Genomic DNA, 23,072 nt, shown 5'->3' on the forward strand with positions numbered 1-23,072 from the left:
CAACTCTTTGATTTCAAGTTTGTCAGCTTTAGCCTGCTTCTTTGCTTCAGCTTCCTGCTCTTTACTCGACTTAAACCCTTGCATACATTCGCTGCGCCAACTTTGGATTTGTTCAGGGAAAAGACCTTTTTCACGACAATATTGGCTGAGTTCACTTTCGGTCATCGAGTAAGTCTCGGCAACAATGGCGAGTTTAGTTTGAGCAGACCACTGCTCTGATGAAGTGTTGCTATTTGGCACGGCGGCTCCTGAACGTCTGAGTTGCTGGCGCCAATGATACAGGGTCGCAGTGCTAATTCCTTCCTCTTCCGACACTTCTTTAACTGACATCGAATAGGGAGGCAACAGCTTCTTCAATATAGCTTCTTTTCTTTCTACTGAGATACGAGACACAATTACTCTTTATCGCCCAAACTGGTTAAATTTTAACAGTGACAACTATCCTGCCAGAGGGGGTATGTTTGGGTTGTAACTCCTACCATTTGAGCTACTTCGTTTTGCTTTAAGCCCAGCTCTGTTCTTGCTGTTCTGAGTACATCTTTCAACATTTTAAAATCCATATAAATACACCTTTATTTAATTATACCCCTTGTTTTATACAGGATAGTGTTGACATTTACGAACCTGTAGGTTTAAGGCATATGAAAATGTACTTGACAGGGTTTGCTATGGAAACGATTTATTACGACATTTTGCCTGATTCATCCGTCTCAGTTTATGTCTGTGGTGAGTGGGATATGTTCAAGTCTTTCCGTAATTTGCAGTCTTGGTGTGAATCTGAGTTCTTAGAGTTCGAGTTTATCGATATTACAGATACAACTTATCAGGAGCGTATTTCAATCATGGGGGTTCAGTTATGAGTCGCGCTTGTATTGATTGCGGTCATATCTACGAGGAATCTCTCAGGGTTTGTTGTCCTGTTTGTGGCTCTGCCTTTCTTAATCAGGTTTCAGTTGATGCCCCTGATGTTTTTAAGCGTAAGCATCCTTATAAGGTTTCCCCTAAACATGTTTATCGCCCTACAAAATCAGGTCTTCAACCTGAGTTCGTAAAGCATTCACCAGAAGAGTTCACTTTCATTGAGGACTACGAGCAATCACCTGTGATTGTCGATTACCTTAGCTTTACTGTGAAACTTTCAGATTTTCGTCACTGTAAAAAAGATGCGCCTTATTCCGGCATTCACTTTCCTGACGAACCCGTTTTTAACGCTCATACCGCTAAAACTTTTGAAGAAGTTGAAGCTTACAATCGTTATTTTCAGTCGGTTTACACTGAGTACCTTGAAGAGACTTTAAGACGCTTTATTCAATATGTTTTAGGGTTCAGCTATGGCTCTGTTCGTGGTAAAGGCTTCCAGTTTTATGAGGATTCTTTCGTTCTCACATCTGATTCTGGTGATGATTATTGTGGTCAAGTTGGGATAGGAGGGAATAGGGATACCGTTCACTTTCAGATACCTGCTCATGGTTGTAAGTGCCTGTTTTCTAGTCGTTCTTGTCACTTCTTGCACCATTGGCTTTCTACGGTTCTTTGCGTTAAAAACTTAGCTCGAATTGATTTGGCTTTTGATGATTATGATGGTGTCCATACTTGTGAGGCCGCGGAACGTGCTGCGCTTCTTGGTGGCTTTAAACGCTCTCGAGGCTTTAGTCCTAAAGTGAAAATTGGTGATGAGTTTCAATATGATTCCTCTGGTAACAAGGTTTTTACTCGTGAAGAACGTGATATCGGCTCTCGTCAATCGCTTGTTTACTGGCGTATCTATAACAAAAAATTAGAACGTAATATCAAGTCTGATAATTTTTCGTGGTATCGCTCTGAGGTTGAACTCAAGAAATATACCACTGACGTTCTTTTAAATCCTATCGGTCATTTCATTGGTTTGAATCAATATGCTGCTTCGATTGTTTCTACTGATGTTAAACCCGTTGTTAGTAAATCTAAGGGGCGTAAGCGTGTCGCTTGTGATGTGCTTTCGGCCTCGTACTGGGCTAAGCGTCAATATGGTCGCTTGGTAAATTCACTGCTTGAGCTTTATGAGGGAGATTTTGAAAGGGTGGTTACGTCTTTACTTCGTGATGATTCCGTTTTGTCTTATCCCTCTATGCATCAGAAATTAATAAATTCTTTGGAGTAATTATGGCTACACGTATTTTTGTATTGGGTATCGATTTTGTTTGGACTGCTTTTGGTGGTGAACAGGCTCAATTAAATATTTCTCGTCCTCTTCGTATTGTCGATACTGAGAACTATAAACGTCGTACTTTTGGTGAGTCAGGTGATGTGAATCAGAAGTATGACACACCACTTATGATTGACCGAGCTTATGCTGAAATGCTTGAGGAGACGGGCGCTCTTGTTCCTCGTCGTGAGTATGAAGTTGAACTTGGTTTGAACTTAAACGATCCATTAGCAGGGGCTATTGTGAATAAACTAATCCCTGTTGATGATGAAATCAAAAAGCATTTCGCTTCCTCTTTAAAGCAATAATTTGTCTCAAGAGCTAATTAATTTAATCGCTTTAGCCTCCCTGTTTTCGGCTTATTTATATTTGGGGGGCTAGGGTCTCTCATACTTAAAATAAAGGCTAGGGGGCTATAATGGACGGCTCATTTTTATCTCAAGACGTTAATCAAGATTGTTCTTTTGCGGATTTACTTGTGCGTTTACCTCAAGTTTCTGATAGTTCAGTTCAAATTGTTCAAAAATCTCGACCTAAGACTGTTAGTAAGAGTTGGACTGTTGAAGAGTCTCGTTATTTAGAAGAATTATTCTTTAAGGGGAAAAACCTTTCTACAATCGCTCAAAAGCTTGATCGTACTTTTCCGTCAGTAGAAAACCAGATTCGCAAGCTAAACCTTAAACGCTTCAAGGAGTTATCTAGAAAAGATACTGAGTATTTAAAACAAAACTATTGGATACTCGATGTTGAGACGTTGGCTAAAAAGCTAGGTCGTCAACCTGCCTCTATTCGTTATTTTGCGAATAAATTAGGGCTCAAGCGTGCCAAGTTAGATAGCGCTGAGCCTCCAATCCCTAGACGCCTAATGCCTTACGATATGGTTAAACGCCTATCTGTTCTAGAGCGTAACTCCCCAGATTCAAAAAGTCGTGTCGATGACTCCGTTGTGATCTTCTATGACAAAAAGGGTCCATCAACACCGATGATGGCCATGCACCTCGATGATTTATGTTTAGCACTTGATAGACACTTTAACCGTCGCGATGGTGTGACAGCTTCGGCTCTTACGCATGGTTATAAGGCGGTATAACATGAAGATTCAAAATAGAACTCATTCTTTTAAACGTCGCGATTGCTGTCCTCAGTGTGGTGATATTGACTTCATTTGTACTGAATACATTTCCGACAATCAAATCTACCTCTATGAAGAGCAATGTCCACGGTGTTATGATTTTTGGCAAATTGGTCTTGAAGATGACTGTCGCAAATATCCAAGTAAGGACATGATTTAAATGAAAGTTTATTATGAAGAGGTTTCCGCTGATATGGTTTCTACGTTTACGCCTGGTCAAGGTTGGTACTCGTTTAAGTCTATGTCAGATATGAATTCAACATTATCTTCTGAGTATGGTGATAGTCTTGAGCTTGTTGATTTGACGCCTGAGCTTTATCGTTCAATGCTTGCCTCTGGTGATTTTGACGGTTATGAGCCAGCTTAGTATTTCAGCCCGCAGGGATAAGCGAACGTGATCATGTTAAGGGGTCGATTCAGTTTGTTGAGCGATAAGCAGCGAAGCGTTTCAAAGCTCGAGAGAAAAACGAAACCCATCATATTGCTAAGCGCTTTTAAAGCTTGGTTAGGCTTTGTTGAGTGGTTCTAGGTGGCTATAGTTTTACTGGCTTTCTGAAAGCCCTCTCAGTGCGTATTATGTACGTTATGTTAAATTGATTTCTGTGTTTATAAGGCAGGTATCTTTATGTGATGCCCTGCCTTTATTTCATATCTGTACTCTCTGAATTCTACTGCGTATTTAACCATAGCGGTTATTTACCATAAAATACCTAATAACCAGTGATAATAATCTTCGATTTTACCCCCGGCATTAGTTAGAGCTTAACCGCCGGCAAATTTAACTTTGTAGCCTTTCTTTTCAAGATGCGCTTTGAGCTTGTCACGAGCGTCGCCTTGAATCTCGATGTTGCCATCTTTTACTGAGCCGCCACAGCCACATACTTTTTTGAGTTCCGCAGCCATGAGTTTTAATGGTGCGTCATCTAGGTCTAAGCCTGTTACGATAGAAACGCCTTTGCCTTTACGGCCTTTGGTTTCTTTTTGGATTCGAACAATACCATCACCTTTAGGGCGCTGGACTTTCTCTTCTTCAGGTTTAATACGACCTGTTTCAGTTGAATATACTAGGCTCATAATTTTACTTCTTTTGCTGTGCTGCTTTTTGTTTTGCGAGTAAGAAAGCCTCTATATGACGCTGGATTGCAATCTTGCCACCTTTAATTAGGCGCCCGTTAAACATGCAATACCAAGCGTTAGGCTCATCGCTATCATTTTTAATTTGGTAACCATGGAAGTTTTCAGCTAAGCCACCACCAGACGCTCTCGACTTGTTTAACGCTGTGAATTCTTTCGGGTCAATAAGGGTCGCAGTATCAATCCACCAATCAATACTCTTTTTCACAGCAGGTAAATTGCCTTGAATAATGTTGTTTTTTAGCTTGGCACGCCAAACGGTGTTGTTTGCATCCGCTGATTGTAGAGGAACGCCTCGGTAAACTGAATTTGCCATATCCATTGATCATCGTTTTGTTTTCATTACGTTAATCATAAGTATACTTCTAATGATATCAAGCATAATATGGCAAAAACACCTGTTGAGGTACGGTAATTTGAGAAAAAAAGTCCCTATTTTATCGGACTCTGTGATAATTAATTCATTTGTTGAAAAATTAAACAGCCACGCGACAATTGAAATTATAGATGAGTTAACAGGATATCAGTACTCTCGAAACTCCTTGTTGGGTATCTACAGTGATTGGAATCGCTACCATGTATTCTGTACTAAAAATCGTATCAACACACTTCCAGCATCCATCACTGCTGTTCGGCGTTTTCTTGAGACTGAATCCAGTGAAAGAAAATTTGCGTCTTTGAAACGTTACACTGCAACACTTAGCTTGTTGCATACTGTGTTGAGCTTTGCTAACCCAATCAAGCATAGGCAAGTTCGTTTTACCCTGCTCCACTTGCAATCTCGAATGGCTGGCGACGCTAAACAAACCAATGCCATGACGTCTGCACACCTCACGGAGTTAAACACGTTACTTTCTCATGAGAAATCGAGCTTAAAAGAGATCAGAGATATCGCGATTTATAATGTGATGTTCGAGTGTGCTTTAAAGCGATCTGAACTAAAGGCGTTGTCGATGGATAATGTGGAGAGCGTTGAGAATGAGTACCAGATTACAATAAAAAATTCAGTGTATAGGCTATCGCGAGTAGCAAGCGCCGCACTTGAGCGTTGGTTTTCGTTTACTGGAACACAAGACGAGTTGCCTGTATTTCGTGCGATAGATAAACATGAAAATATCAGTCTGCAACCTTTAGATGATTCGTCGATCTACAGAATATTGAGAAGAGCAAGTGACTTACTTCAATTGGCTGACAACCACCATTTCTCCGGGAACTCTATTCGTGTAGGTGCCGCACAAGAACTTTCGAAACAAGGCCTTAAGGTGAGAGAAATCCAAGATTTTGGTCGTTGGCTCAGCCCTGCAATGCCTGCACAATATGTGGGTTATTCGGGTACCTCTGAGAGTGAGAAGATGAAGTTTAAAGCACTAATCCCTTGGCAATGAGCTGATGGCTTTGTTAAGAGGCGGCTTGTTTATCTACGGTTTTTTTATAGGCAGATTGTTAATAAACGGCTTAGTCAATCAACTGACTTTAAAAACCAAAAGCTTCCGACTTGAAAACAAATAGCGCCTTGGCAGATAAGCTCAAGGCGCTATTTGTTATCTAATGAGTTATATAAAACGGCTAAGATATTTTGGGTGAACTAAGAAATGCTTGTTCTCACGCAGTTCTCTAAGAACTGGCTGAATTTGTGGCCGTCATGTTCAACCATTTTTGGGAACATGGAAATTGGCGTCATACCTGGGAAGGTATTCACTTCGTTCAGGTAGATCTCATTGTCTTGTGTTAAGAAGAAATCGATACGAGACAAGTGACGAAGCTTCATCTGCGTGAATACCTTGCGGGCGCTATCTGCAATCAATTCACGCTGTTCATCGGTTAAGTTAGTTGCTTCAACTTCAGTAATTGAGTGGCTGTCTGCACTGTACTTCTCTTCGTAAGAGTAAAATGCGCCATTAGGTGCAATCACCTCGCCTGGCTTGCTTATCTGTAGCTCGCCATCGATTTCATAAGCGGCAACTTCTAGTTCTCTTGGCACCACGGATTTCTCAATAAGCACTTGATCAGAGAAGGTAAATGCTTTGTTGATTGCTTCACTTAATTCTTCTACTTGATTGACTTGGTAACAGCCAACAGAAGATCCCTGACGAGCCGCTTTGACGAACACTTCCCCCCAACTTTCAAAGGCTTGTGTCGCCTGTGCATGAGCTTGTTCAGTGTTGTCGGATAAGAACAGATAAGGCGTATTTGGGATACCCAGAGCGTCGTACCAAAGTTTTGATGTGATTTTATTGAAGCTGTTGTTGCTTGCTTCAGAACCACAACCTAGGTACGGAATCTTAGCCATTTCAAACAGTGATTGAATGTCACCTGTTTCGCCCGGGAAACCATGAATACAAGGAACAATGAAATCGACTTTAGATTCTAAGTTGTCGCCACGTAAGGTTTGATCGTTAATATCAAGATAAACCAACTCACCCGAATCAAGACACCAGCCTTCGTTTTTAATTTCAACTCTCACAACGTTAAAATCTGCAACGCTATTAAGTTGTTCAAAAAGGTAATTGGCTGAAACGATTGACACTTCATGCTCTGAAGATCCACCGCCGCAAAGTAGAAGGATGTTTGTGGTGTTCATGGGTAAATTCGGTCCTTGAAACTAGGAATACTGACTTCAATGATAAACAAAAGTCGAAATAGGTACAGTGTTTTGAATGCTAAAATTGTCATCTAAGGAGTGAGCGATTAACTATTAAACAAAACTAACCGTCATAAAACAAAAGAAGGAGCATTTGCTCCTTCTTTATGATTTAAAACTTAGTTTAACTTGTTAAGCGTTGGGTATTCAGAATTCTTGATATCATCAATGCTCTTAACGAATGGCTTTAAGTTTTGAAAACTGCTCGGCAAAGAGGAAATCGCCTTTTTAGCGTCTAAGCGTGTCGCGTAGTCACCGTAAAGTACAGTGAACCACTTCGTGCCGTTAACCATTTTGTAGTTTTCCCAAATTGGCTGGGAAGTGGTTGGTAGCATTTTTACAAAAGAATCGACTTTGGCTTGGCTGCCAACAGCAACAACTTGAACTGTGTAACCAAAGCGTTGGTTCATGTCTTGTTGCTTCTTGGTTGGAGCTGTAATTGTTGCAACCGGCTTAGCTCTAGTCGTGTGAGTGATTTTTTGTTCTACAGGTGTGGTTCTGACAACGTTGGCCACGTTCTCTTCAACAACAGCAGTCTGCTCAGATTGAGATACAACTGGAGCTTCAACTTTAGCCGTTTTGAACTCTTCTTGATAGCTATCTGACGTTACATTGGTCACGTAGTTGTCAGATACACATGCAGCCAAGAGCAGTGGCAAAGTCACAATTGCAAGTTTTTTCATGGAAAGCTCTATATCCTTAATAATAATTACTATAAATCATGCCGATACGTCGGTTTAGAATCAAGTTAACTTTGAGATTATACACCATTAGTGGGTGACCTATTTCACAAACTTTATGCAGTGTCTGCTTATTCATCTTAATTCGGTGAATTTGCCATCAACCCGTGAATGAAAAGTAAGTTACGATGAACTTACGTGCATTGCTAGGATATGTCTATGAATCATCTTGATCCCCTACTTAAACCCCGTTCAATCGCTGTTGTTGGTGCATCTCAACAAGAAACGCGTGCAGGATATATCGTCATGAACAATTTGTTGCACGGGGATTTTAAAGGTGCGGTGATGCCGGTAACACCAAAATACGATTCTGTCGCGGGCGTCCTCTCTTACAAAAACATCTTATCGCTGCCTATCGTGCCTGACCTTGCTATTTTGTGCACTAATGCGACACGCAATGTGGCTATTTTTGAAGAGTTGGCCGAGAAAGGCATCGCTTCCGTTATTGTGCTCTCCTCCGACATGCAACAGCAAAGTAATAGCGGTGGAACATTTGATGAGAGATGTATTGCAATAGCCAAGGCAAACAATATTCGGGTACTTGGTTCCAATAGCTTGGGAGTTATTGTCCCGTGGTTAAATTTGAATGCCTCTTTTTCTCCGGTGACGGCGCTGCCAGGTAAAATCGCCTTTGTTTCTCAATCCGCTGCAGTGTGTACAACGATTCTAGATTGGGCTAACGATAAAGAGATCGGCTTCTCGGCGTTTATCTCGATAGGTAATGGCAGTGACATAGAATTCTCGGAGCTGTTGGATTATCTGAGTACCGACTCTCACACCGAAGCAATATTGCTTTATGTTGATAGTATTAAAGATGCGAGGCGCTTTATCTCTGCTGCCCGTGCTGCGTCACGTAATAGACGAATTCTAGTGTTAAAAGGCGGGCGAACCGCTAAAGGCCGGGCGGCGGCCATGCTACATACTGGCGGTGCCGATACGTTAGATATTATCTATGACTCAGCGATCCGACGCAGCGGAATGTTGCGAGTTAAGAACTTACATGAACTGTTTGCAGCGGTAGAGACTCTGACTCATTCAGTACCACTACGTGGAGAGCGCTTGGCTATTGTGACCAATGGGGGCAGCCCAGCGATCATGGCGGTGGATACCCTTTTTGACCGTGGTGGTAAACTTGCCGAGTTTTCTGAAGATACGCTAGAGAAACTCAATAAGGTTTTGCCATTGAGTTGGTCTCAGAGTAATCCAATCGATATTGTTGGTGACGCCGGTGAGCAACGTTATATCGATACGATAAACATCTTGTTAGATGGTGATGAAGCGGATGCGATTCTTATCATGCACAGCCCTTCTGCGATCGCACATTCAGCTAAAACAGCTGAACGAATTATTGAAGCCATTAAAAAGCATCCTCGCCACAAGCGATTTAACATTCTAACGAATTGGTCTGGTGAGCTAACAGCAAAGCCAGCACGAAAGTTGTTTACCGAAGCGGGTTTCCCAACCTATCGAACACCTGAAAGTTCAGTGGTCGCATTCATGCACTTGGTCGAGTACAGGCGTAACCAGCGTCAGTTAATGGAAACGCCAACCACGGCAGAAAAAGTCCATATTGAAGATCTAGCAGATGCAAAAAATTGGATAGAACGACAACTACTGGATAAAGATACAGTCAGCCTTGATACGCATCAAAATAGCCAATTTTTCAAGCACTTCAACCTAGATGTATTACCAACTTGGATAGCTTCTGACCCAAGTGAAGCGGTACATATTGCCGAAACGATTGGTTACCCAGTCGCAGTTAAACTACGTTCGCCAGACATTGCACATAAGTCGGACGTGCAAGGAGTCATGCTTAATTTAAGAAACAGCAATGAAGTCGCCAATGCGGCTCAGGCGATTCTCGATCGCTCTCAACTGTCGTTCCCTACTGCGCATATTCATGGCTTGTTAATTCAAGGAATGGCCAAACTCGCCGGCGGGCAGGAGCTACGTGTAAAAGTGACAACGGACGAAACCTTTGGTCCTATCATTTTGCTTGGCCAAGGGGGCTCTGAGTGGGACGAATCGATTGATGCCGCTGCAGCTTTCCCACCGCTGAATATGACGCTGGCTCGTTACTTGATCATTCGAGCGATAAAGAGCGGCAAGATTCGCCTACAGAAATTACCTAACCCGATCGACATTGAAGGCCTCTCTGAGTTGCTGGTTCGTATATCTCAAATGGTGGTCGATTGCCCTGAAATACATGATTTGGATATCCATCCAGTACTGGCCAATGGTGACAAGTTCACGATATTAGATGCCGATATCATCTTGAAAGCATATCAAGGCGATCCTCAAGAACGTCTTGCGATTCGCCCTTATCCAGTCGAATTGGAAGAGAATATCGTACTTAAGGACGGCACTGAGGTGTTGTTACGCCCGATCCTTCCTGAAGACGAGCCGCTTCATGCTGATTTTATTCATCGTGTATCCAAAGAAGACCTTTACAAGCGTTTCTTTAGTGATGTGGGTGAATTCAATCATGAGGCGTTGGCTAACTTTACTCAGATTGACTTTGATAGAGAAATTGCATTTGTGGTCGTTCGAAAGGAACAAGGCGTACCCGCGATTATTGGCGTATCGAGAGCGTTGATTAACCCAGAGAACACCGATGCAGAGTTCGCTATTCTGATACGTTCCGATCTGAAAGGCGTCGGATTAGGCCGCATTTTGATGACTAAGGTTATTGACTACTGTCGTACAAAGCAGACCAAGCAGATGTCGGGCATGACGATGCCGACCAACCGAGGGATGCTGACACTAGCCCAGAAGCTGGGCTTTGAGCTAGATATCAGTTTTGAAGACGGCACTGCAGATATGGTGTTGCCGTTACTTTAACGCCCATGTTTTTTTTAGGTGTTGAATACACCAAGACTTGGCGTCGCCCATTTTGTTACGTCGCCAAGCCATTACGATGTCGATAGGCTGTGGTTCGGTACCCGAAATTTGTTGTAGAACGCCAGATTCAATCAAAGGTTTAGCTACACTATTCGGTAAGGTGCCGATCCCTAACCCTGCAGTTAGAGCCTCTACCTTGGCTGGGAAGCTTGTTACGGTTAAACGTGGCTGCTTTTCTAGAATATTGATGCTTAATGCAGGTTGGTCACGCGCTGTATCTGCAATTGCGATAACCCTGTAACTTTGTCTCGCCTTTTGGTCGAAATCACCAGATCGCTTATGAACATAGTGATTCGATGCTGCAACCCATACCATTTCCATCTTACCGATAATGTCACTTTTCATATCGTTTGGTATGGTGTCAACCTTTGGGCACACCAATAAATCAGCTCGGCCGTCTGAAAGAGATTCCCAACATCCAGCTAGAATCTCTTCTTGTAATCGAACCCTAGTTTTACTTATTTTTCCGAGTTCATCGACTAATGGGAAGAAATTAGCAATCGGAATAATGCCATCAAAGGCAATCGTTAAATCCAACTCCCAGCCATTAGCAAGAATACTCGCGTCATTAACGAGCTGTTCAGTGGCACCAAGAATGATCCTTCCTTGCTCTAATATTAACTGCCCCGCTTCCGTGAAATTTGCACGGTGGCCTGAGCGATCAAAAATCATAATATCTAAGTCTTGTTCTAGCTTCTGGATTTGATAACTCAATGAAGAAGGTGCTCGGTCCATTTCATTAGCCGCTGCCGCAAAGCTTCCACGACGATCAATGGCATCTAATATGTGTAAGGCTTCAAGTGTTATTGGGCTATGCATAACTTTCCTACTTTGTAAGTGAGATCTAAATCACAAAAAGAGAAGCATTCACATGGTGAATGGAACTGAAAAACTCTTTTTAATACATGTGTTTAATAACGCTAACAATGAATTAGTTGATAATATTGAAAATTATTTAAATGCAAATAATAGTAATTATCATTTAGATCCAATATCATCTTTCGCAAATCAAGATGATATTATGGAACTAAGGTAACTATCAGATGTATAAGCAATCCCTACTCTCTGCTTCAATCGTTTTAGCGCTTTCATCAACATCAGCCTTTGCTGAAGATTATGCCCTATTTGACGAGGTTGTTGTATCAGCAACGCGTACCGAACAAAACAAAGAAGACGTTTCAAGCTCAATTGAGTCTGTCTCTGCAAAAGACATAGATAATCAAATGTCTAGCGACATAAAGCAAGCTCTTCAATACACGCCAGGAGTAGAAGCTCAAGGCGGTGGCCGTTTTGGTATTTCAGGCTTTAACATCCGCGGTGTTGAAGGTGATCGCGTTAAACTTATGGTAGATGGAGTTCAACAACCTACACCATATAACCCTGGCGCTTCTGAGCAACGTAAATATTCGAATGCGATCGAAGTCGATACATTAAGTGTCATAGAGGTGAATAAAGGCCCTGCTTCTACGCTTTACGGTTCAGATGCCATTGGTGGTGCAGTACTGCTAAGAACAAAAAATCCAGAGGATATGCTTAGAACTGACGGGGATGAAAACCGTTTTGGTATTAAATCTACCTATACATCTGCAGATGAACAGTTCAAGAACACAGTTTCTTGGGCGATGCGTAAAGATAAGTTAGAAACGATCGTTATGGCGACATACGCTCAAGGCCACGAGACAGAAACTCATTCATCAGGAAGCGAAGTTCAAGGTCCAGATCGTGGTGCAGAGAACCCAGCAGATACGGAATTAAGTAATATCCTAGCCAAAGCATTCTACAATGTATCAGATTCAAATAAGGTTGGAATTACGGTTGAGCATTACCAACGTCAATATGATGAAGATGAGCTAAACTACAATGGCTATCAGCTTATGCCGGGCTTTGTATATACTGATAATTACAACAAAGACACCAACAAACGTTTTCGTGCAACATTGGAACAACAGCTTAAACTAAGCTCTTCAATTGCTGACTCTTTAGACTGGTCTCTAAGTTACCAAGACTCAAGTTCTCTGAATAAAAACTACGATACAACTCGCTTCAACGGACGCCGACTTCGTGAGCGTGATGCATCAGATGTAAACATGCAGCTTGATACGCAGCTTTCTAAGTTAGTGAATATTGATGGTGCGGATCACGAATTCACATATGGTTTCACATACCTGCAGAATGACTTTGAACTAGAAAACTACGACCATAAGTTTGACCGAGGCACTGTTACACCGGGTAGCACTGGTATTCCTGATGCAGAAATAACGCAATGGGGTGTGTTTGTTCAAGACCAAGCATTTTTCATGGAAGACAAGTTGATTGTAACTGGCGGTCTTCGTTATGACTCATTTGTTGCTGACCCATCAACGGATGAAGGCTACAAGACTCAATATGAGAAGAATAAAGATGACGCCGTCACAGCTAAGCTAGGTTCAGTTTACCACATCAATGACAACCTATCGGTATTTGGTCAAGTTGGGCAAGGGTTTAAAGCACCTTCAGTTTACGACCTCTACTACTTCTACACTCGAGGTGCCATCATTGAAGCTAACCCTAACTTGAAAGCGGAAAGAAGTATCTCTTACGAGCTTGGCCTTCGTGGCAATAATGAACATGCTCGCTTTGAACTAAGCACTTTCTACACAGATTACTCTGATTTCATTAACCAGACGAAGTCAGGTAAACAAGGCGGTAAAGACGTATACACCAAAGAGAACTTAGATAAAGTGACTATCTATGGTGCAGAGCTTTCGTCAACGATTAATCTTGACACCCTGTTAGACGCACCATTTGGTACCTACACTCGTTTAGCTGTGGCTTATGCTGATGGTGAAGATAAATCTACAGGTAAATCCATTGATTCAGTAGCACCACTAACGGGTACGCTAGGTCTTGGAATCGAGCGCGAGACTTTTGGATCAGCTTTAAATGTTAAGATGGTTGCTGCGAAAGATGAGTGGAACTCCGATGACAACGTAAACGTGGCTGGATACACAGTTGTTGATTTGACTGCTTATTACCGCCCTGTCACGGATTTAACCTTGCGAGCGGGTCTATTCAACGCATTAGACAAAAAATATTGGCTGTACAATGACATGTCAGGCCGTGGGCACGATTCTAAGTTCAACACCGATATTAAGTCTCAACCGGGTCGTAACTGGGGTATATCTGCAAACTACGAGTTCTAACTGGTTAGAAATCTAGTTCGTTGTAGAGCTAAGTTTATTAAAGGCCTAGGTCATTAAAGATCTAGGTCGTTCCAGAATAAAGCCATACAAAAAAATACTGTAGAAACTAAAAAGCCAGCTTACGATAAGCTGGCTTTTGTGATTTCACTAAAAGTTGTATAAAAAAGGGGTAAAGTGAAATTATTTCTCTGCCATTTCTTTCTTTACCATTACTGCTGCAGCAATGATAAAAGTGATGATTAGGCCTAGTTCCATGATTAACTCCAAAGAAAATTAACATTAAACATATAATTCGCGAGCATGATAACAACAACCGATACAGAATGATACTTTTTAACCACCAAATCACTTTTTATTCGATTTAGATCAAAAAAGATGCCCTAGAGCATCTTTTTGTACGTTAACCATTCATGAAATCACTCAATCAACCAGGGAAACCATCAGGATTTGTTGATTGCCAGCGCCATGTGTCTTCAGTCATTTCAGCCAGTGTGCGTGTCGCATTCCACCCCAGTTCTTTCTGAGCTTTCGCTGGGTCGGCCCAACACTCCGCGATATCACCTGGACGACGCTCAACGAGTTTATAAGGTATCGCTTGACCGCTCGCTTTCTCGAAGGCTTTAACCATATCTAATACACTTGAACCGTTGCCAGTACCCAGGTTATAGATGTGAAGACCGTCTTTACGCCCTACTTTCTCAAGTGCCGCAATGTGTCCATCAGACAGATCCATGACGTGGATGTAATCACGAACACCAGTGCCATCCTTTGTTGGGTAGTCACTACCAAATACAGATAGGAATTCACGTCGGCCAACTGCAACTTGAGATACAAATGGCATTAGGTTGTTTGGAATACCACTTGGGTCTTCACCGAGTTCACCACTTGGGTGTGAACCTACGGGGTTAAAGTAACGTAATAACGTAATGCTCCAATCGGGGTTAGCCTTTTGGAAGTCAGTTAAGCACTCTTCAACCATGAGCTTGCTACGACCGTAAGGATTGGTTGCGCTTGTGGGAAAATCTTCTGTAATAGGAACACTAGCAGGATCGCCATAAACCGTTGCTGAAGAGCTGAATACTAAGGTTTTTACGCCAGCGTCACGCATTGCATCGACAAGGACTAACGTGCCATTTACATTGTTGTCGTAGTATTCGAGAGGTTTGGCAACAGATTCGCCAACCGCTTTCAGGCCCGCAAAATGAATAACAGCTTCAATATTGTGTTGCTTCATAGTTTCAGTTAAAAGTGCTTTATCACGAATATCACCTTCAATGAAATCAGGACGAACGCCAGATACTTTTTCGATACGTTCTAAAACGCTTGGTTTACTGTTGTATAAGTTATCGAAAAGCACAGGTGTCATACCTGCGTTAATCATCTGGATACTTGTGTGGCTACCAATGTAGCCCATGCCACCTGTAACTAAAACATTCATGTTTAGCGGACCTTTTAATTAAAAACACTCAACCTACCTCTTATGATACAACAGCTTAGGGTTGAGTCACAAACGCCTATGGCAGATACACCGCACGAGAGAACGAAAACTGACCTTTACCTTGAATTTCACTTAGACGTACACCTCAGCGCCAACCTTCAGAATTACATCAATGTCGCCATATGATTCATCACCTTACGTTTGCTCCCTAAACCGGAAACAAAATAGATGAAGCGCTGTTTGTCGAACACTTGTTTTTCAATTATCTTTAACCATAGTTTCTATACGTCATTGATGAAAGGAAGCATTTTTCACAATCCATTCTTTAGCGGGTTTGATACATGCCGTGACCTCATAGTAAATGCAGTTCTTGGTGTCGAAAATTTGAGTTAGGTCACTGTTTATTTATGGTATTTATAAGACCGTCATTACTCACCTCAACGTAAAGGGTTAGCACCACGTGACAACGAAGATTTCGCTTAATTGCGACATGGGAGAAAGTTTCGGCAATTGGAAGATGGGCGATGACGAGTCGGTCATGGAATGGGTCGATATGGCAAACATCGCTTGTGGCTTTCACGCGTCTGATCCGCACGTTATGTCTAAGACCATAAAACTGGCGCAGTACTATCACACCCAAATTGGTGCCCACCCTGGTTATCAAGATTTAGTTGGGTTTGGTCGCCGTTCTATTCCTCATACCATGGACGAGATCAGTGAGCTAGTTTGTTATCAAGTCGGTGCACTACAAGCGCTGTGCCGCTATCACCACACCTCTGTTGGCTATGTGAAACCTCATGGCGCCCTTTACAACGATATGATGGCGAACATTGATGTGTTTAATGCCGTTGCCCAAGCCGTCGCTGAATTTAACATCCCCTTGATGATTCTCTCTTCATCAGACAATCAACAGTATCTAGATATTGCTGACGATCATGACTTACCCCTCTTGTTTGAAGCGTTTGCCGACCGTGCATACTTGAATAATGGGCAGTTATCGCCGCGAACTCAAAAAGGCTCGGTTTACGTCAACCAAGACGACATCTACAACCAAGTCATGCAAATCATTAACTACGGTTCAGTCACGACCATTGAAGGTGAAAGACTGCCTATTGAAGCCGATACCATTTGTGTTCATGGTGATAACCCCCAATCCATCGCATTAATTAGAAAAATCAGACAAGACCTCAACGCTTTTAACTAATATGAAGCGTGTGATTGGTATGACGCATGGCCTTATCGCTCGCCTTACGAGCACCTAACCAATTGCTCGTAAGGTCTAATTGCTTTGTATTGGTTTGGACACGGAAGTTAGAAACGCCAAATAAGCAAATAAGCAAATAAGCAAATGAAAGACACTAAGTAAATCAAAGGCAAGTAAAAGTATGGAAACGAAATGACGACGAATCAAATTGAATTCAATATAGCGCCAGTCGCGGAATGCAGCGTTTTGGTGACCTTGACGCTATCGCCTTCAAATAATCAATCTAGCGCCGAATATGCGCAGTACATGGCTCATTTTTCCGATGCTATTCGTCAACACTTAGCATCTGTATTGATGAATGTGACACCGGCTTACCAAACAATATTGGTCGATTACTTACCTTATAGAATTTCAGAACATCAGCTCATGGAACAACTCAACTCTTTGTTGAGTCATGCTATTTCGTCCTTCTCTAGTGTTAGTAAAACGCGTAACACTATCGAGCTTCCCGCTTATTACTCACCAGAAACAGCACTCGACTTAGACCGATATCAAGCCAAAGGCATGTCGCTAGATGAGATCATTCAACATCACACCTCACAGACTTACAGCGTCAGTGCCATTGGGTTTACGCCTGGCTTTGCGTTTATGTCTGATGTAGTCAACGAGCTTGCTTTGCCTCGTCATTCAACCCCACGCTTAAGTGTGCCGAAAGGCAGTATCGCCATCGCGGATACGAAAACGGCGGTGTATCCTTCGGACTCACCGGGCGGTTGGAATATTATTGGCAATTGCCCACTCGCACTGTTTGATCACAGCCAATTAAAGAACGCTGATACCACGCAAACGCCGCTGTCTCTGCTTAATGTCGGTGATACGGTCCGTTTCATCGCGATTTCAAAACAAGAATTTGTTGAGCTTAGTTTTATGGATATTAGTGGAGGTGTCGCTAATGGTTAAGTCAAAAGCCAAACCAACGCTGACAGTCATTAAGCCCGGCCCGTTGAGTTTGATTCAAGACTTCGGACGATTTGGTGTCGCTCATCTCGGATTGACACAAGGCGGCCCTGTTGATGATTACTCGTATAGCTGGGCCAATCACCTGCTCGGAAACCCAGTAAACCAAGCTGCGTTGGAAATCACGCTTGGGCAATGTGCGTTACTAATCGATTTTGATTGTGAGATGGCATTATGTGGTGGCGATTTACAAGCGAAGCTCGATGGCAAACCACAGTCGAACTGGCGTACTTTTCAAGCTTTCGCAGGGCAAGTTCTCTCATTTGGTTTACCTAAAAATGGACTAAGGGCGTATTTAGCCGTTAAGGGTGGCTTCGATGTTCCATCAACTCTTCATAGCTGTTCTACGGTGACTCGTGAAAAGATTGGTGGATTAACGCAAGATGGAGAGCCATGCCAGCAAGGGCAACAAATTACTTTTACCCAACACCAACTCTCTCGCCCGTTTAAAGCGTTGAGTGTCACCTTCCGATACACGCCTAATTACAACCTACCAGTGAACCTGCGAGTGATTGAAGGCTATCAAAGCGAGCTGTTCTCAGAGTCAGCAAAAGCGACTTTGTATAACGCACAGTATCATGTTGACCAAAATTCTAATCGCATGGGTTATCGACTCAGTGGCGACCCCGTGGACTCGCCTGACATTTCGCTATTGTCAGAAGGCATTGCCTTAGGTGCGATTCAAATCCCCCAAGATGGGCAACCTATTGTGTTGCTTAATGACAGACAGACTATTGGTGGCTATCCGAAGATTGGATGTGTCGCCAGAGTCGATTTACCGCGCTTAGCACAAGCCAAACCTGGACATGAAGTCTCGTTTAGTAAGGGTGATCGCTTAGGATTACAAGATGTGTGGTGCCAGTGGGCTCAATTTTTCGGCTATTAGTTTTTGCTCTGTAGCTAAGTAACTCTATTGCAAAGAATCTTGAAATCTTTAGCCAGGAAGGTTTCGTTTGGAAGATGTAGTTCAGGCAATTGACAAGATACAAGCAGGCGTTTCAGTTAAAGGTTAGGCTTACCTGTCAAAGTAAGCCGAATTGAAGATGTTTAGCGTAGTAGATTATGACTGAGTATTAAGCGTGATCTTGGCCTGATACCTTTGCAAGGGCTTCTGGGTATCCGCGTTCTTGTGTCAAATCTATCGCTTTATTCTCAATATTCTTTAGATTAAGTGACATTGTCACTGAGTGTGTATTTTCAATCGATACTGACTCTGCGACATCAAACCAATGCTCAGCGACCTTTTGCGCTGCCTCTAAGGTTGAAGATGCTTTGACTACTTCAAGTCGAGCATAGCGATCACCACAGAATGACACGTCTGAAGCTCTTAAGCTCGGATCGGTTCCCGGAATCTGCTGTGCACCGAACAAAGGCTTACCACCTACCAGTGCAGAGCTAAAACTTGGGATGAACCGAGACATATGCGTTATCGCAGCGCGAGTTCTTAATTCGAGCTGCTCTTCACTCCAACCTGATACGATTTTCTTAAGAAGCTTAGAAGGCAACTGAGGCTGTGATGAATCTGTTGATGATGAAACAAGCCCACCCTCAAACAGAGTAATCCCTTCTGTCATACCGTGAAGTTGGAATACACCATCAGCGTACGGTGTTAACTGAGCCATGCCTTGCGGTGTGCCTCTCGGGCCATGGAAGATAACCTCTGGCCACTCTTCCTTACATTCTTGCGAATACGGCCACTGCGTAACGTATGCGGCTTTGAACTCAACAAGCCTTTGTTGCTTAGAACCGACAAAGTCATCCACGATGCCCGTTTCAAAGCCACTTGCATTAATCAAGTAGTCGGTCGTTAGGTGACAGCTTTGGTTCTCAGCGTCTGTATAAGTCAAAGACCAACCTTGCTCTAACGATTCAACAGATTGTAATCGGCTGTTGGTTAACACGGTACAATTAGATTGTTGCCCCAAAGAGAGTTGAGCGGTTGCAGAAAGTCGGAATACACTCCAACCATACTCTTGAACCATAGCAACAGGATACTTAAGGGTTTCTAGATCCGTATGTTTAGCGAAAGGAATACACCATTCATCAAGCGATGTTGGTTTCAGAGGCTGAGTTTGAGCAGCAAGTGCTAGTAACTCTTCTTTACTATACAGCTTGTAATACTCTTCCGGATTACCAAGCACTTGGTTGCTTTTATCTTGACTAACAAGATCAGCATAAGCGTTCTTGATTATCTTTAGGCGCGGAAGAAGATCCAACGGCTCTCCACCATCACTGTGTGGAACAGCGATAATTGTCGGACGAATATTGATCGTATGGGGAAACAAGCGGACGGTATCAATTGACTGAGTGAGCAACTGAAGACACTGCTCTACAGAAATATCTCGATACAAATTGCCACCAGCATGCAGATGGCAAATTGGTGGACCATTAACCAAACTCGGTCCTTTTTCCAAAATAGTGACCTTATAACCCAACTCACTAAAATGAATTGCGCTCGTCGTTCCGGCAATACCACCACCAACAATGGCAATAGAAGGCTGATTTGTATCCGTTTTGTTGTGGTTCATCGTGTTCTGTAGAATATGATTAACTGCCGCTATTCTACTTTTGTTCTGCTACGAATTAAAACACATTTTTATCAAGGTCTTAGATAGGCAGTATTTAATATCTATGTAAAAAACCTAAATAATCTCTTGACTCAATAACTCCAGATTGAGTTTTAAAGGTTATTATAACCGTCACATTTGTCCTAAGTGACGCCACATAAAGGCTGCCTCAGTACTCTTAAAACATAGATGTTAACTTATCCCTAAAGTTATCCACCGTTTTTGTGGATAACTGTTGATAACGTTCTTGCTAAGTTGCGCAAACCCTTTATTTACAGGGACTAACCGCTGTTCATTAAATCGGCATTATTGCGCAATTAGTTTTAAAAAATACTAAAAAAACGGGAAATTAAGGTGCGATGTTCGTAACTTGTGCTACGCATTGGTCAAATAAAAAGCGGTCTAAAGAGACGTCTTATAAATAGTGAACGACTAAGTATAAGTAATGTCACTTTTAGACCGTTTTAAGCATTTGTGAGATCTCGCTAGCGACTAGCCAAAATCCTTGTTTACTGGTGCCAACAAACGTTTGATTAAGCTATTCACTACCGCGGCCAATGTGATAAACGTCAGCACGGGTAGCGCTATCCACAGTATTGGGTGGAGTGAAGGTTCTAACTCAAAGCCAAAGTTCATTACCCCTGCAACACTGAGTTCAGAACCTAGCGCAGCAATTGAGCCAGCTACTAACGCCATCACCCCGTATTCACACCAAATAGTGTTGAGAATACGCTTCTTACTCGCGCCTAAGGTTCGGTACAAGCGTATCTCTTGTTGTCTTTGAGATAAGCTCAGTCGCAACAGAGTGAAGATAAGCAATAGCCCCGCCACTACACCTAACGCGGCAAGTACGGTTATCGACCAAACAATCTGTTTGAGCAACTCTTGGATCTTGCTACCCATTTTACGAATGTCCATCAAACTCACGGTCGGGTGATTTCGAGATAATTCGTTGAGCATTTGGTTGTGTTGCTCTTCTAATCTGAAGCTCACCAACCAAGTAGAAGGAATAGCGCTCAAAACATCGGGAGTAAAAATGAAATAGAAGTTTGGCTTCATTTCACGCCATTCTACTTTTCGGATGCTGTTCACCTTGGCAGAGACGTTCTGGCTGTTGATTGTGAATGAAAGATCATCGCCAATTTTCAAACCAAGTTGCTCTGCGACATCGGATTCCACAGATACGCCCTGCTCTTGTGTCCAGCTGCCTTCTAATACTTCATTGTACTCAGGCAGGCTATCTCCCCAAGTGAAGTTGATCTCGCGACTTAGTGCATCTGTTTCTTCTGAGGTCTCGCTGTATTTCGCCGCCTCAACGCCGTTAATGGTTGTGAGCCTTCCTCGTATAATTGGAAACGCTTGAGTACGCTCTACTTCGTTTGCATCAATCGTCTCGAGATAACTGTCTTTCTCATAGCTCGCAATATTCAGCGCAAACGCATTAGGTGCGTTCTCGGGCAAAGTTTGCTGCCAATCTGACAACAAGTCACTTCTCACTAGCCATATGATCGATAACAGCATCAAAGACAGCGCTAAAGAACCAAATTGAATCCCTGTTGCTAATGGTGTGCGATTAATTCGGCTCAATGCCAAGCGCATAGATGTCGACGTCGGCAGTTGACCCACCAAACGCAGAACAAACGTACTGACAATCGCGAGTACTAAGAACAGGCAAGCGATACCCGCTAGAACTATCCATACCAACAGATTGTCACCGTACATCAGCATCATTGGAATAATAGGTACTAGCAACAACAGGTATTTCTTGTAGCTTTCATTAGACTGGTGACTTGATTGAATCACGCTGATTGCCGAAGTGCTTACCAAGCCAATTAACGGAATACCAAGAGCAGGCACACCAATGAGAATGCTTGATAAAATCGCCAAAATGACAGGTTCAATACCATAGCTAGGAAGTGGTGTTGGTAATAAGTCGCCCAGAGGTATACGAAGCAAAAATTCTAAGCCGATACCGATGGTAATTCCCAGTACTGCACCAATAACCACCAACAGAGACACCTGTACGGACAACCATTTAACGATCCACTGCTTGCTCGCACCTAAACTCTTAAGCATCGCAATGGTTTTACGACGACTCGCAACATAATGTTGGCAAGTGAGTACCAAAGTGGTCGCAGCCATGATCACAACGATAGCAACGGTTAGCGAAAGATACTGAGTTGTGCTCTCGAACATGTCGTTGGTACGACTGGCTGAGTCTTGTGTACGCCAGCGATCACTTGGTGTCAGTTCGATACTGTCTTGTGCTGCTTTGAGTTTCGATTCATCACCATTTAAAAACAATCTAAAGCTAACACGGCTGCCAGGTTGAATAGCGCCAGTGGCATCGATGTCACTTGTATGAATCAGCACTGCGGGCATTTGTTGGAAAGGGTTAAAACTCAGGCCCGGTTCTTGAGCGATACGCCCTGTAATTCTTAAATCGGCATCGCCTATCGTGACATTGTCACCTATCTCAACTTCTAGCTGAGCAAATATGCGCTCATCTAGCCACAATTCCCCCGGTTCAACATGATTGCTTACCGCGCTATCTGCTCCTTGCAGTATCATTTCGCCGCGTAAAGGGTAATTGCTCTCTACCGCTTTAACAGTAACCAACTGCATCGAGTTATCACTGAATGCCATGGTTGAGAAGCGAGTCAACTGAGAGCTTTCTAACTGTTCAACCTGAGTCAGGTCTAATAAAGGTTGGGGGATTGGGTTTGCCGATACAAATACACTGTCGGCGGTTAACGCATCTTTGCCCTGCTTTACGATCACTTGTTCCATACGCTCAGCTAAAGCTGAAAGCGCGAACACACAAGCTATAATGAGCGTTAGAGCGATGGATACCGGCCATAGCTGACCATGTCGAATCTCTTCGATGCTCCATGAAAACAGTCGTTTATTCAGTCCGTGTGATGAATTCAA

General features: G+C 42.8%; 21 protein-coding genes. 11 read left to right on the top strand and 10 right to left on the bottom strand.

What is annotated here, in order from left to right:
- Together ACED28_RS10540 and ACED28_RS10545 are read right to left on the bottom strand one after the other, a co-directional pair.
- Nucleotides 1-393: transposase (locus ACED28_RS10540; protein WP_371709808.1), on the bottom strand; the 393-nt coding region annotated here is incomplete at its 3' end.
- 32 nt (nucleotides 394-425) lie between these two features.
- Nucleotides 426-560 carry a helix-turn-helix transcriptional regulator gene (locus ACED28_RS10545; RefSeq protein ID WP_371709809.1) on the bottom strand — a complete coding sequence of 45 codons (135 nt, stop codon included), beginning with the start codon at nucleotides 558-560 and terminating at the stop codon, nucleotides 426-428.
- Nucleotides 561-641: 81 nt separating this feature from the next.
- Here ACED28_RS10545 and ACED28_RS10550 point away from each other — a divergent pair, with 81 nt between their 5' ends.
- From ACED28_RS10550 to ACED28_RS10570, 5 genes are all read left to right on the top strand, one after another.
- Nucleotides 642-860, top strand: a complete 219-nt coding sequence (locus ACED28_RS10550; RefSeq protein WP_258957340.1) for a hypothetical protein — start codon at nucleotides 642-644, stop codon at nucleotides 858-860.
- Nucleotides 861-1,102: 242 nt separating this feature from the next.
- Nucleotides 1,103-2,140: a replication initiation factor domain-containing protein gene (locus ACED28_RS10555; protein WP_371709810.1), complete on the top strand. Its 1,038-nt coding sequence runs from the start codon at nucleotides 1,103-1,105 to the stop codon at nucleotides 2,138-2,140.
- 2 nt (nucleotides 2,141-2,142) lie between these two features.
- A complete protein-coding gene (locus ACED28_RS10560; protein ID WP_371709811.1) occupies nucleotides 2,143-2,493 on the top strand; it encodes a DUF1293 family protein in 351 nt (116 codons plus the stop codon).
- Nucleotides 2,494-2,603: 110 nt separating this feature from the next.
- Entirely contained in the window at nucleotides 2,604-3,275 is a 672-nt protein-coding gene (locus ACED28_RS10565) for a gcrA cell cycle regulator family protein (RefSeq protein ID WP_371709812.1), read from the top strand.
- A gap of 202 nt (nucleotides 3,276-3,477) precedes the next feature.
- A complete protein-coding gene (locus ACED28_RS10570; RefSeq protein WP_122047589.1) occupies nucleotides 3,478-3,684 on the top strand; it encodes a hypothetical protein in 207 nt (68 codons plus the stop codon).
- Between the two features lie 395 nt (nucleotides 3,685-4,079).
- Here ACED28_RS10570 and yciH read toward each other — a convergent pair whose 3' ends face one another.
- Together yciH and ACED28_RS10580 are read right to left on the bottom strand one after the other, a co-directional pair.
- The gene (gene yciH, locus ACED28_RS10575) at nucleotides 4,080-4,391 is read right to left on the bottom strand and encodes a stress response translation initiation inhibitor YciH (RefSeq protein ID WP_009845368.1); all 312 of its coding nucleotides are present in this window, start codon (nucleotides 4,389-4,391) and stop codon (nucleotides 4,080-4,082) included.
- Nucleotides 4,392-4,395: 4 nt separating this feature from the next.
- A complete protein-coding gene (locus ACED28_RS10580) occupies nucleotides 4,396-4,767 on the bottom strand; it encodes a DUF3319 domain-containing protein (RefSeq protein WP_371709813.1) in 372 nt (123 codons plus the stop codon).
- A 100-nt stretch (nucleotides 4,768-4,867) separates the two neighbouring features.
- Between ACED28_RS10580 and ACED28_RS10585 the strand changes: the two genes are divergently transcribed.
- Nucleotides 4,868-5,836 carry a tyrosine-type recombinase/integrase gene (locus ACED28_RS10585; protein WP_065679023.1) on the top strand — a complete coding sequence of 323 codons (969 nt, stop codon included), beginning with the start codon at nucleotides 4,868-4,870 and terminating at the stop codon, nucleotides 5,834-5,836.
- A gap of 200 nt (nucleotides 5,837-6,036) precedes the next feature.
- Here ACED28_RS10585 and ACED28_RS10590 read toward each other — a convergent pair whose 3' ends face one another.
- Nucleotides 6,037-7,032 carry a D-alanine--D-alanine ligase gene (locus tag ACED28_RS10590; protein ID WP_102250453.1) on the bottom strand — a complete coding sequence of 332 codons (996 nt, stop codon included), beginning with the start codon at nucleotides 7,030-7,032 and terminating at the stop codon, nucleotides 6,037-6,039.
- Nucleotides 7,033-7,211: 179 nt separating this feature from the next.
- Nucleotides 7,212-7,775, bottom strand: coding sequence for an SPOR domain-containing protein (locus ACED28_RS10595; RefSeq protein WP_102250454.1), 564 nt, complete (start codon nucleotides 7,773-7,775; stop codon nucleotides 7,212-7,214).
- Between the two features lie 216 nt (nucleotides 7,776-7,991).
- Here ACED28_RS10595 and ACED28_RS10600 point away from each other — a divergent pair, with 216 nt between their 5' ends.
- Nucleotides 7,992-10,673, top strand: a complete 2,682-nt coding sequence (locus ACED28_RS10600; RefSeq protein ID WP_371709814.1) for a GNAT family N-acetyltransferase — start codon at nucleotides 7,992-7,994, stop codon at nucleotides 10,671-10,673.
- Here the strand turns inward: ACED28_RS10600 and ACED28_RS10605 are convergent.
- Complete coding sequence (locus tag ACED28_RS10605) at nucleotides 10,665-11,552, bottom strand: LysR family transcriptional regulator (protein WP_371709815.1); 888 nt, start codon at nucleotides 11,550-11,552, stop codon at nucleotides 10,665-10,667. The two genes, ACED28_RS10600 and ACED28_RS10605, sit on opposite strands and share 9 nt — an antisense overlap.
- 224 nt (nucleotides 11,553-11,776) lie before the next feature.
- On the opposite strand from ACED28_RS10605, the gene ACED28_RS10610 reads away from it, so the two are divergent.
- A complete protein-coding gene (locus ACED28_RS10610) occupies nucleotides 11,777-13,915 on the top strand; it encodes a TonB-dependent hemoglobin/transferrin/lactoferrin family receptor (RefSeq protein WP_102250456.1) in 2,139 nt (712 codons plus the stop codon).
- A gap of 424 nt (nucleotides 13,916-14,339) precedes the next feature.
- Here the strand turns inward: ACED28_RS10610 and galE are convergent, their stop codons facing one another.
- Complete coding sequence (gene galE, locus ACED28_RS10615; protein ID WP_371709816.1) at nucleotides 14,340-15,353, bottom strand: UDP-glucose 4-epimerase GalE; 1,014 nt, start codon at nucleotides 15,351-15,353, stop codon at nucleotides 14,340-14,342.
- A gap of 460 nt (nucleotides 15,354-15,813) precedes the next feature.
- Here galE and ACED28_RS10620 point away from each other — a divergent pair, with 460 nt between their 5' ends.
- The 3 genes from ACED28_RS10620 (at nucleotide 15,814) to ACED28_RS10630 (ending at nucleotide 18,460) form a co-directional block, all read left to right on the top strand.
- The gene (locus tag ACED28_RS10620; protein WP_371709817.1) at nucleotides 15,814-16,557 is read left to right on the top strand and encodes a 5-oxoprolinase subunit PxpA; all 744 of its coding nucleotides are present in this window, start codon (nucleotides 15,814-15,816) and stop codon (nucleotides 16,555-16,557) included.
- 192 nt (nucleotides 16,558-16,749) lie between these two features.
- Nucleotides 16,750-17,517: an allophanate hydrolase subunit 1 gene (locus ACED28_RS10625; RefSeq protein WP_371709818.1), complete on the top strand. Its 768-nt coding sequence runs from the start codon at nucleotides 16,750-16,752 to the stop codon at nucleotides 17,515-17,517.
- Entirely contained in the window at nucleotides 17,510-18,460 is a 951-nt protein-coding gene (locus ACED28_RS10630; protein ID WP_371709819.1) for a biotin-dependent carboxyltransferase family protein, read from the top strand. The genes ACED28_RS10625 and ACED28_RS10630 overlap by 8 nt, the downstream gene beginning before the upstream one ends.
- 187 nt (nucleotides 18,461-18,647) lie before the next feature.
- Here the strand turns inward: ACED28_RS10630 and ACED28_RS10635 are convergent, their stop codons facing one another.
- Complete coding sequence (locus ACED28_RS10635) at nucleotides 18,648-20,102, bottom strand: FAD-dependent oxidoreductase (RefSeq protein WP_371709820.1); 1,455 nt, start codon at nucleotides 20,100-20,102, stop codon at nucleotides 18,648-18,650.
- Nucleotides 20,103-20,633: 531 nt separating this feature from the next.
- Nucleotides 20,634-23,072 carry an ABC transporter permease gene (locus ACED28_RS10640; protein ID WP_371709821.1) on the bottom strand — a complete coding sequence of 813 codons (2,439 nt, stop codon included), beginning with the start codon at nucleotides 23,070-23,072 and terminating at the stop codon, nucleotides 20,634-20,636.

The organism is Vibrio sp. 1F253 (assembly GCF_041439295.1).
In the GTDB taxonomy this organism is placed as follows: Bacteria; Pseudomonadota; Gammaproteobacteria; order Enterobacterales; family Vibrionaceae; genus Vibrio; species Vibrio tasmaniensis_A.

Bases quoted from the DNA above. Each gene is read 5' to 3' on its own strand.
- ACED28_RS10545 (WP_371709809.1), bottom strand. From the start codon at position 560: ATGGATTTTAAAATGTTGAAAGATGTACTCAGAACAGCAAGAACAGAG.
- ACED28_RS10550 (WP_258957340.1), top strand. From the start codon at position 642: ATGAAAATGTACTTGACAGGGTTTGCTATGGAAACGATTTATTACGAC.
- ACED28_RS10560 (WP_371709811.1), top strand. From the start codon at position 2,143: ATGGCTACACGTATTTTTGTATTGGGTATCGATTTTGTTTGGACTGCT.
- ACED28_RS10565 (WP_371709812.1), top strand. From the start codon at position 2,604: ATGGACGGCTCATTTTTATCTCAAGACGTTAATCAAGATTGTTCTTTT.
- ACED28_RS10570 (WP_122047589.1), top strand. From the start codon at position 3,478: ATGAAAGTTTATTATGAAGAGGTTTCCGCTGATATGGTTTCTACGTTT.
- yciH (WP_009845368.1), bottom strand. From the start codon at position 4,391: ATGAGCCTAGTATATTCAACTGAAACAGGTCGTATTAAACCTGAAGAA.
- ACED28_RS10580 (WP_371709813.1), bottom strand. From the start codon at position 4,767: ATGGCAAATTCAGTTTACCGAGGCGTTCCTCTACAATCAGCGGATGCA.
- ACED28_RS10590 (WP_102250453.1), bottom strand. From the start codon at position 7,032: ATGAACACCACAAACATCCTTCTACTTTGCGGCGGTGGATCTTCAGAG.
- ACED28_RS10595 (WP_102250454.1), bottom strand. From the start codon at position 7,775: ATGAAAAAACTTGCAATTGTGACTTTGCCACTGCTCTTGGCTGCATGT.
- ACED28_RS10600 (WP_371709814.1), top strand. From the start codon at position 7,992: ATGAATCATCTTGATCCCCTACTTAAACCCCGTTCAATCGCTGTTGTT.
- ACED28_RS10605 (WP_371709815.1), bottom strand. From the start codon at position 11,552: ATGCATAGCCCAATAACACTTGAAGCCTTACACATATTAGATGCCATT.
- ACED28_RS10610 (WP_102250456.1), top strand. From the start codon at position 11,777: ATGTATAAGCAATCCCTACTCTCTGCTTCAATCGTTTTAGCGCTTTCA.
- galE (WP_371709816.1), bottom strand. From the start codon at position 15,353: ATGAATGTTTTAGTTACAGGTGGCATGGGCTACATTGGTAGCCACACA.
- ACED28_RS10625 (WP_371709818.1), top strand. From the start codon at position 16,750: ATGACGACGAATCAAATTGAATTCAATATAGCGCCAGTCGCGGAATGC.
- ACED28_RS10630 (WP_371709819.1), top strand. From the start codon at position 17,510: ATGGTTAAGTCAAAAGCCAAACCAACGCTGACAGTCATTAAGCCCGGC.
- ACED28_RS10635 (WP_371709820.1), bottom strand. From the start codon at position 20,102: ATGAACCACAACAAAACGGATACAAATCAGCCTTCTATTGCCATTGTT.